The following is an 8,566-nucleotide window of genomic DNA, read 5'->3' as shown; positions in this document are numbered from 1 at the left end:
CCGGAGAGGACCCGATGAGCCACGCCACCCTTGTCCCGAGCACCGCGCCCACCCGCGTGGACGACCTGACGTTCAGCATCCACACCACGCCGTTCGACGAGGACTACACGCCCGCCGCCAGCACGCGCGCCACCACGAACTTCGCGAACCTCGCCCGCGGCACGGACCGGCGGGAGAACCTGCGCGCCGCCCTGGCCATGATCGACGGGCGCCTCAACGACCTCGCCCCCTGGGACAACCCGGAGCGGGACCGCTACACGGCGCGGATCGAGATCGTCTCGATCGACGTGCACTTCACCGCCGACGACGGCGCGGACGTCGACTTCCCGCTCATGGAGATGCTCGACGTGCGGGTGGTCGAGCGTGCGACGGGCGCCGTGCTCGGCCGCAGTGTGGGGAACAACTTCTCCTCCTACGTCCGCGACCACGACTTCTCGGTGGTGCTGCCCGCGCACGCGGTGACGTCGCCGGGGACCGAGGAGCCCGACGGCTTCGGCGACCTGCACGGGCGGCTGTTCCGGCACCTGCTGGACTCGCAGGCGTACCGGGAGCGGTTCCCGCAGCCGCCCGTGATCTGCATCAGCGTGTCCACGAGCCGCACCTACCGGCGGCTGACGAACGAGCACCCGGTGCTCGGGGTCGAGTACCGCCAGGACGAACCCTCCCGCACGGACCGCTACTTCGGCCGGATGGGCCTGGGGATCCGGTGCTTCCTGCCGCGCGGGGCCGTGGCGCCGCTGGCGTTCTACTCGCGGGGCGACCTGCTCAACGACCACGCGAACCTCTCCCTGGCCGGGCTGATCGCCACCATGGAGACCTTCCAGCGGATCTACCGGCCGGAGATCTACAACGCGAACGCCGGGGCCGGCGAGGTGTACCGGCCGCGCCTGGACCACGGCGACTTCTCGCAGACCCGGATCGCCTACGACCGCGAGGAGCGGGCCCGCCTCGGCCGGGAGCAGGGGGAGTACACGCAGGAGCACTTCGTGGGCCCGCACCGCGACCTGCTGGAGCGCTGGGCCGCCGCCCACGCCGCACGAGACAACGAGGAGACCCGATGACCACCCTGATCCCCACCGCCCTCGTCGGCAGCCTGCCGAAGCCCGGCTGGCTCGCCGAGGAGGAGACGCTCTGGTCGCCCTGGAAGCTCGAGGGGGAGCAGCTGCGCGAGGGCAAGCTCGACGCGCTCGCCCTCGCCGTGGCCGATCAGGAGCGTGCGGGCATCGACATCGTCTGCGACGGCGAGCAGACCCGCCAGCACTTCGTCACCACGTTCATCGAGCACCTCGGCGGTGTGGACTTCGACCGGCGGGAGACGGTGCGGATCCGCGACCGGTACGACGCGAGTGTGCCGACCGTCGTCGGGGAGGTGGGCCGGCCGGCGCCGGTGTTCGTGGACGACGCGAAGGCTCTGCGCGCCCGGACGGACCGGCCCATCAAGTGGACCCTGCCCGGGCCGATGACCATGATCGACACCCTCGCCGACCGCCACTACGGCAGCCGCGAGAAGCTCGCGTGGGAGTTCGCGCGCATCCTCAACGAGGAGGCGCGGGAGCTGGCGGCGGTGGGCGTCGACGTCGTGCAGTTCGACGAGCCCGCGTTCAACGTGTTCTTCGACGACGTCCGCGACTGGGGCGTGGCGACGCTCGAGCGTGCGGCCGAGGGCCTGACGTGTGAGACGGCCGTGCACATCTGTTACGGCTACGGGATCAAGGCGAACAACGACTGGAAGGCCACGCTCGGGGAGGAGTGGCGCCAGTACGAGACGTCGTTCCCGCTGCTGCGCGAGTCCACGATCGACACGATCGCCCTGGAGCGGCACCACTCCCGGGTGCCGGCGGAGCTCATCGGCCTGCTGCGCGGCAAGAAGGTGATGGTCGGCGCGATCGACGTGGCGAGCGACGAGATCGAGACGCCCGAGGAGGTCGCGGCGACCCTCCGGGAGACCCTCGAGTTCGTGGACGCGGACAAGCTGATCGCGAGCACCAACTGCGGCATGGCGCCGCTGGCTCGCTCCGTGGCGCGGGACAAGACCGCCGCGCTCGTGGCCGGCGCGCGGATCCTCCGGGAGGAGCTGGGCGGGGAGTGAGGGGGGCCTGATGGCCTTGCCTGGCCGGCGGGGCCCCGTCAGGATCGTCTGCATGGATCCTGATGCGAGCCCCCGTGTCCGGCTCACCGCTGACGATCCCCGGCCGGGCAGTCGTCCCGCGACGTCGACCGAGGGGCCCCACCGACAGCTTGATCAGCGATCATCGCCGGAGCTGTGGGGCCGTCTGGTCGCTGCGGTGTTCGCCCTCGACGGCGTCGAGGAGGGCCACAGCACCGTCTCGCCAGCAACGTCGCGCGCCCTCCACCTGACAGGCCGGCCGGAGGAGCGCACCCCGGAGGTCAACCTCTCACCAGGCCGGCGCTGGGAGCCGGTGCACCTGCATGGGGTGGACGACACGTCAGTGCACCTCGTCCTGGCGCCCGAGCGCGGCGTCCGTCTGGCCGAGCTCGGATGGCTCGAACCGCATGGCTACGCGGACTTCGGCACGGAGTGGATGCTCTACGGTCCGCGGGACGAGGCAGAGCTGGCCGTCGTCGTCGGGATCATCGAGGAGTCGCTCGCCTACGCGCGCGGTTGACGCAGCGCCCCGGAGCGGGGAAGCGGACGCGAGAGGAAACTGCGAATTTTTCGTTTTCGCGGGTAGTCTTGTTCCATGACTGCGACGGTGAATGACAAGCACACGGTGCTGCCGCCGACGGACCTCGAGGAGATGCTCGACGTCGGCAGGTTCCTCGACGGCCTGACGCAGCCGGCCGCCCTGGTCGGCCCTGATGGGCAGAAGGTCCCCCTGCCGCCAGAGGCTTTCAACGTCCTGCGGGACGTCGTCGAGGCGATGCGGGTGGGCAAGGCCATCACGGTGGCACCCGTCGACCAGCTGCTCACGACACAGGAGGCGGCGAACTTCCTCGGCATCAGTCGTCCCACGCTGGTGAGGCTGCTCGAGGAGGGCGCGTTGCCGTACGAGAGGACGACCGGTGGTCGGCACCGACGCATCCGGCTCCAAGACGTCGTGTCCTATCAGCAGCGGAAGCGCGGGGAGCGGCGTGCCTCGCTGAGCGACCTCGTAGGGGAGGCCTCGTCTGCGGGGCTCTACGACCAGAAGGCGGAGTCCTACCGCGAGGCGTTGCGTCAGGCTCGCGCCGACCTCCGGGGTGAGCGCGGGTAGTGGCGCGCTTCAGCGCGGTGCTCGACGCGTGCGTCCTCGTGCCCATCGCCCAAGCGGACACCTTGCTGCATCTGGCCGAGGCGGGCCTCTATCGGCCGGTATGGAGCGGGCGGATCCTCGACGAGACGGTGCGCGCACTGGAAGCGATGCATCCAGACATGCGTGCGTCGGGGGCGGCGCGTCACCGTGCCGGGGTCATGGACGCCGCCTTCGACGACGCGCGGGTCGAGGGGTGGGAGCAGCTCGTGCCCGGGATTGATCTTCCGGACCCCGATGATCGGCATGTGGTCGCCGCCGCGATCCAGGGACGTGCTGACCTGATCGTCACGGCGAATCTGAAGGACTTCCCGCGGGAGGTCGTTGAGTCCTTCGACATCGAGGTGCAGAGTCCGGATGAGTTTTTCATGAACCAGCTCGACCTGGACCCGGCTCGAGTGATGACGGCCCTCGCAGCCCAAGCGGGCGCGACACGGAATCCTCCGTTGACCGTCAGGGACGTCCTTGAGCGGCTGGTGCCGTGCGGTGCACCCCTGTTCGCGGAGGCCGCACGAGCCCAGCTCTGGCGGGTCGACGTTGAGCGACCTTGATTCAGCCCGACGCCAGAACCGGCGTCTGTCGGCTCACCCCCACACGCCGGAACCGGCGATGAGCCGGACCGCGAGCACCGCCATGACCACCGCGATCACCACGTCCACCACGCGCCACGCCTTCGGGTCGGCGAGCACCCGGGCCAGCAGGCGTGCGCCGTAGCCGAGCGCGGTGAACCACAGGACCGAGGCGGCGACGGCGCCGGCGGCGAAGACCCACCGCGCGTCGGGACCGTGCTGGTTGGCGAGGCTGCCCAGCAGCACCACGGTGTCCAGGTAGACGTGCGGGTTGAGCCAGGTCAGCGCGAGCGTGGTGGCGATGACCGAACCCGCGGTGCGCGGCGCCTGCTCGGCGACGAGCCCCTGCGGGCGCAGCGCGGCACGCAGGGAGGAGACCGCGAACCAGAGCAGGTACAGGGCGCCGCCCCAGCGCAGCACCTCGAGCAGCCACGGCACGGCCTGCACGAGCGCACCCACCCCGGCGGTCCCGGCCAGGATCAGCACGGCGTCCGAGGCCATGCACACCAGCACGACGGCGCCCACATGCTCCCGGCGCACGCCCTGGCGGAGCACGAAGGCGTTCTGGGCGCCGATGGCGACGATGAGGGCGAGTCCGGTGAGCAGGCCGGTGCCGGCGAGGGTCCACATGGGTGAGGACGCTAGGGCCCGGCCGGGCCTGAGCCAAACGAAGAGAACTGCAGGTGCCTAAGCTCTGCTTCATGAACCTTGATCAGCTGCAGGCGCTGCGTGCGATCGCGGACGAGGGCTCGTTCGAGGCGGCCGCGTACGAGCTCGGCGTCAGCGCCTCGGCGGTCAGCCAGCGCATCCGCGCCCTGGAGCGGGAGGTGGGCCAGGTGCTGCTCCGGCGCGGCACACCCTGCGAGCCGACTGAGGCCGGCGTCGGCCTGGTGCGCGTGGCCCGGCACATGCGGGTGCTCGAACAGGAGGCGTGGGCCGGGCTGGGCCGCACGGCGGCCGGGCGCAGCGTCACCTCCCTGGCCGTGCCCGCCGACGTGCTGGGCACGTGGTTCGGGCCCGTCCTGGCCGAGGCCGCCGACTGGGACGACACGGTCCTGGACCTGCACGTCGAGGACCAGGACCACAGCGCCCGGCTGCTGCGCCGGGGCGAGGTGCTGGCCGCCGTCACCACGGAGCCGCAGCCGGTGCAGGGGTGTGCGGCGGAGCCGCTGGGGAGCATGCGCTACGTCCCGCTCGCCTCGCCCGCCCTGCGCGCCCGGCACGCGGCGGGCGACGTCGTCGACCTCGGCGCGATGCCCATGATGCGCTACAACGCGAAGGACGACCTGCAGCGCCTCGCGCTGAGCGGCGCCGGGCTGGACGTCGCCCCGCCCACGCACCTGGCGCCGTCGTTCGACGGGTTCCACCGGTCCGTCCGGGCCGGCCTGGGGTGGGGGATGCTCGTGGACGCCCAGGCCGTCGAGGACGTGCGCGCCGGCCGGCTGGTCCGCGTGCCCGGGCTCGACGACGTCCTCGTGCCCCTGTACTGGCAGGCGGCCACACTGCCCGTGACGCGCCTGGTGCGGCTCACGCGGGCGGTGCGGGAGGCGGCCCAGCGGACGCTCGAGCGGGGGTGAGGCGGCACCAAGGGGCGCGGGCCGTCAGCGACGTCGCAGCGGTGCCGGCGCCTCCATGGAGGCCTCGACCAGCACCGGCCGGAAGCCCAGTGCCTCGTTGACGTCGAGCATGTGCCGGTTCTCCTCGGCGTTCCACGTGATGATCGCGCGGGCCCCGGGCAGCGCGTCGCGGACGGCGATGAGGTTCGCCGCCTTCACGCGCATGCCGAGGCGGCGGCCGCGGTGCTCGGGCAGCACGATGGTGTCCCACTGGTCGATCAGCCCGTCCGGGCGCGAGCGGGGCGCCACCAGCTCGCTCAGGGCGACGATCCGACCGGTGGCACGGTGCCGCGCCACCGCGCGGAAGAGCCGCCCGGTCGTGAGGATCTGCTCGTCCATGCGACGCACGCGGGCCGCATCCCAGACCTGCTCCACCACGGTGCGTTCCCCGGACGGCACGTCCGTGGCCATGCGGGCCTTGAGGACGGCGACGTCGTCCTGCAGGGACGCGTCGGCCGCGCCCTCCCAGGCGTGGAGCTCGTAGTCCGACGAGACGCCTTCGGCCTCGGCCAGGGCGACGGCGGGGTCGATCCCGGGATCGGCGAAGTCATACCGGCTCACCCGCTCGGTCTGGACGAGCGCGAAGCCGTAGGACTGGGCGAGACGCACACCCGGATGCTCGGCGGGCACCGCACCGGCGCCGTTGGGCGGGGTGAGCGTCCGTTGCCCGGCCACCGGCCGCGGCGTCAGCGGCCAGGTCTCGAAACGGGTGAGGCCGGCGGTGTCCAGGACGAGCCGCTCGGCCAGTGCGCGGCCGTGGCCGCGTCCGCGGTGCCGCGGGTGGATGTAGACGTTGAGGGCGGCCGCGTCAGGGTCGTCGACGTGGTTGATCAGGACGCGGGCGTAGCCGACCGCCTCGCCGTCGACGTACGCCAGGTAGCGGCGCTGCGTGTGGTCGGTCTCGGCGGCGGCCTGGATGAGCGCGTCCCTGGGGGTCTCGTCCCACTCGGTCGTGCCGATCAGCTCGTGGTTGTACTCGTCTCCGAGGTGGCAGTAGGCCCGCCAGTGGGGGTCGTCCGACGAGGCGGGCAGGGGGAATTCGATGATGTCAGGCATGCGGTGACTGCTTTCTGAAGAAAGGGGTGGGCGCAGAGGCGCCCGTCGAGCCGTGCTCGAGACGGGCGCGCGGGGAGGCCGGTGGTGGGTCGTCCGACCCACGGGGTCACTGCTGCTGCATCATGGGGTGAACTGTGTCACGACGCGGATCGGTGGGCAAGGGCCTTTGCTGTCGAGATGCAGGCAAAGTTCCCCACGACGCGCGGGGAACTCTTCGCATATCGGGCGGGATCCGGCCGGGGTGACACTGGGTGTCCAGGTGGGCGCCCCCGCGGGTCCCGGGGATCGCCCGAAACGTACGGGCGGCTGCCGCTCTGGCGGGTTGGTTGTGGCGGGCCGTGCGGCGGGGGGCAGGGCCGGAGGTGGCGCACACGGCGCATGGCAGGGCCCCTCGTCACTAACGACCGAATCTGCCTATCCCACGGGGCGAAATCCGAGCCGCTGGTAGATCCTCATGGCCGCATCGGAGGTGCCCTGTCCGAAGCGCAGACTCAGAGTGTGGTCACCGGCGTCGCAGCAGGTTGCGATGGCGTGTTGGACCAGAGCCCGCCCGATCCCCTTCCCGCGTGCGTGGGGATCAATGAAGAGGTCGATGATGAACGGACCAGTGAGGTGTTCGTCCCAGATCGAGTGGGTGACCACCATGATGGCTCCGGCGAGACGGCCACCCACCCACGCTGTAGTGCTCGCATCGGCGCGCAGCTTTCCGTAGTCACCGCGGAAGGTCGCGTTCATCTCCTCGCGCGCCTCGTCTAGATCGGAGGCAGCGACGTCGGGTGGGTAGCTCATCAGATAGCACTGGGCCAGATCGTCGGCCATCCCAACGTCCAACCCTCGAAAGTCGAGTCCTCCAGGGAGCTGGTCAGCAGGGTAGAGCTGCGGCAAGTGAAGAGTCAGAAGGTCAGTGGGCACAGTTGTTCCTCTCGTGATGGTGGGGTGTTCAGCGCGATGCCGTCAGAGAGTGAACATGGCTAGGAAGATAGCAGTGCAGAGGCGCAGTGGAGATAGGGCGAGACGCTCGGAGTGTGAGGGGCTGGTCTCGTGCTCGTGGAAGCGCAGCCACAAACGACCGGTTGTGCCGCGTGCCTCTGAGAGTCACCCACCCGCCGCATCCGCAGGCGGAGGATGGCGAAAGCGCTCACCCCCCGAGTGGGGCTGGCGTCCATGGCGCGGCTGGTGACCGGCGCAGTTCTGGCGTGGGTCAGCTCTACGCGGGTCGGTCAGACCCGCGTAGCGTCGATGATGTCCGGCGTGGAGCCCCTCGGGCCTTCGCGCGTCTGACCCGATCGAGGGAGTCTCTCGTGTACATCCACAAGCAGAAGCTTCAGCACGTCTCCAGCCCCGAGAAGCCTGACGCGGTCTACGCCCGCAAGCTGCAGGAGGTGATCGGCGGGCAGTACGGCGAGATCACCGTGGCCATGCAGTACAGCTTCCAAGCATGGAACGCCCACATCCCGGGCAAATACCGGGACCTACTCTTCAGCACGGCGGCCGAGGAGTTCGGACACGTCGAGATGCTCGCCACCATGGTGGCCCAGCTGCTGGAGAAGGCCCCGGTGGGGATCACCACCGACGCCATCCAGGATGACCCGGCCGTGGCCGCCGTCATCGGGGGCACCGACCTGCAGCAGGCCATCGTGGCCGGTGCCGGTGCTCGCCCCGTGGACAGCATGGGGAATCCGTGGACCGGAGCGTATGTCACGGCCAGCGGCAACCTGCTGGCCGACATGACCGCCAACCTCAACGCCGAGATGCAGGGCCGCACCCAGGTGGCCCGGCTCTACCACATGACCGATGACCCGGGCATCCGGGAGCTGCTCTCCTTCCTTCTGGCCCGGGACACGATGCACCAGAACCAGTGGGCGGCGGCTGTGAAGGAGCTGCAGGAAGACGGCCTGGAGGAGATGCCGGTGCCGAGCAACTTCCCGCAGAAGAAGGAGGCCACGGAGCACTCGTACACGCACTATGAGTTCTCTGACGGTCAGGCCACTGCGGAGGGTTCGTGGGCTGCAGGCCCCACCCCGGACGGCAAGGGCGAGTTCTCCTACTCGTCCGAGCCGCCGGCGGGGGTCCC

At 70.7% G+C, this 8,566-nt stretch carries 10 protein-coding genes; 7 read left to right on the top strand and 3 right to left on the bottom strand.

What is annotated here, in order from left to right; translation table 11 throughout:
* Positions 1-14 precede the first annotated feature (14 nt).
* The 5 genes from QL983_RS08830 to QL983_RS08810 all read left to right on the top strand — a co-directional run bounded on the left by QL983_RS08830 (position 15) and on the right by QL983_RS08810 (position 3,802).
* Positions 15-1,061, top strand: coding sequence for a putative oxygenase MesX (locus QL983_RS08830; protein ID WP_051995257.1), 1,047 nt, complete (start codon positions 15-17; stop codon positions 1,059-1,061).
* Positions 1,058-2,089, top strand: a complete 1,032-nt coding sequence (locus QL983_RS08825) for a methionine synthase (protein ID WP_036314939.1) — start codon at positions 1,058-1,060, stop codon at positions 2,087-2,089. The genes QL983_RS08830 and QL983_RS08825 overlap by 4 nt, the downstream gene beginning before the upstream one ends.
* Positions 2,090-2,285: 196 nt before the next feature.
* The gene (locus QL983_RS08820; RefSeq protein ID WP_036314941.1) at positions 2,286-2,627 is read left to right on the top strand and encodes a luciferase family protein; all 342 of its coding nucleotides are present in this window, start codon (positions 2,286-2,288) and stop codon (positions 2,625-2,627) included.
* A 75-nt stretch (positions 2,628-2,702) separates the two neighbouring features.
* The gene (locus tag QL983_RS08815) at positions 2,703-3,215 is read left to right on the top strand and encodes a helix-turn-helix domain-containing protein (protein ID WP_036314943.1); all 513 of its coding nucleotides are present in this window, start codon (positions 2,703-2,705) and stop codon (positions 3,213-3,215) included.
* Positions 3,215-3,802 (top strand): PIN domain-containing protein, encoded by a 588-nt coding sequence (locus QL983_RS08810; RefSeq protein ID WP_036314945.1) that lies wholly within the window; start codon positions 3,215-3,217, stop codon positions 3,800-3,802. The genes QL983_RS08815 and QL983_RS08810 overlap by 1 nt, the downstream gene beginning before the upstream one ends.
* A gap of 33 nt (positions 3,803-3,835) precedes the next feature.
* On the opposite strand, the gene lysE is transcribed toward QL983_RS08810, so the two are convergent.
* On the bottom strand, positions 3,836-4,450 hold the full coding sequence (gene lysE / locus QL983_RS08805) for an L-lysine exporter (protein WP_036314948.1): 615 nt from the start codon (positions 4,448-4,450) through the stop codon (positions 3,836-3,838).
* Between the two features lie 71 nt (positions 4,451-4,521).
* Here lysE and QL983_RS08800 point away from each other — a divergent pair, with 71 nt between their 5' ends.
* Entirely contained in the window at positions 4,522-5,397 is an 876-nt protein-coding gene (locus QL983_RS08800) for an ArgP/LysG family DNA-binding transcriptional regulator (protein WP_036314951.1), read from the top strand.
* A gap of 24 nt (positions 5,398-5,421) precedes the next feature.
* On the opposite strand, the gene QL983_RS08795 is transcribed toward QL983_RS08800, so the two are convergent.
* A complete protein-coding gene (locus tag QL983_RS08795) occupies positions 5,422-6,492 on the bottom strand; it encodes a GNAT family N-acetyltransferase (protein ID WP_036314953.1) in 1,071 nt (356 codons plus the stop codon).
* A 414-nt stretch (positions 6,493-6,906) separates the two neighbouring features.
* Positions 6,907-7,311: a GNAT family N-acetyltransferase gene (locus tag QL983_RS08790; protein ID WP_079118296.1), complete on the bottom strand. Its 405-nt coding sequence runs from the start codon at positions 7,309-7,311 to the stop codon at positions 6,907-6,909.
* A 482-nt stretch (positions 7,312-7,793) separates the two neighbouring features.
* Here QL983_RS08790 and QL983_RS08785 point away from each other — a divergent pair.
* The coding region (locus QL983_RS08785; RefSeq protein WP_290152363.1) for a manganese catalase family protein at positions 7,794-8,566 on the top strand (773 nt) is incomplete at its 3' end.

This window comes from Micrococcus sp. APC 4021, assembly GCF_030407635.1.
Taxonomy (GTDB): domain Bacteria; phylum Actinomycetota; class Actinomycetes; order Actinomycetales; family Micrococcaceae; genus Micrococcus; species Micrococcus luteus.
This window is presented reverse-complemented; position numbering and strand designations above follow the sequence as displayed.

Bases quoted from the DNA above. Each gene is read 5' to 3' on its own strand.
- QL983_RS08790 (WP_079118296.1), bottom strand. From the start codon at position 7,311: ATGGCCGACGATCTGGCCCAGTGCTATCTGATGAGCTACCCACCCGAC.
- QL983_RS08795 (WP_036314953.1), bottom strand. From the start codon at position 6,492: ATGCCTGACATCATCGAATTCCCCCTGCCCGCCTCGTCGGACGACCCC.
- QL983_RS08825 (WP_036314939.1), top strand. From the start codon at position 1,058: ATGACCACCCTGATCCCCACCGCCCTCGTCGGCAGCCTGCCGAAGCCC.
- QL983_RS08830 (WP_051995257.1), top strand. From the start codon at position 15: ATGAGCCACGCCACCCTTGTCCCGAGCACCGCGCCCACCCGCGTGGAC.
- QL983_RS08800 (WP_036314951.1), top strand. From the start codon at position 4,522: ATGAACCTTGATCAGCTGCAGGCGCTGCGTGCGATCGCGGACGAGGGC.
- QL983_RS08815 (WP_036314943.1), top strand. From the start codon at position 2,703: ATGACTGCGACGGTGAATGACAAGCACACGGTGCTGCCGCCGACGGAC.
- lysE (WP_036314948.1), bottom strand. From the start codon at position 4,450: ATGTGGACCCTCGCCGGCACCGGCCTGCTCACCGGACTCGCCCTCATC.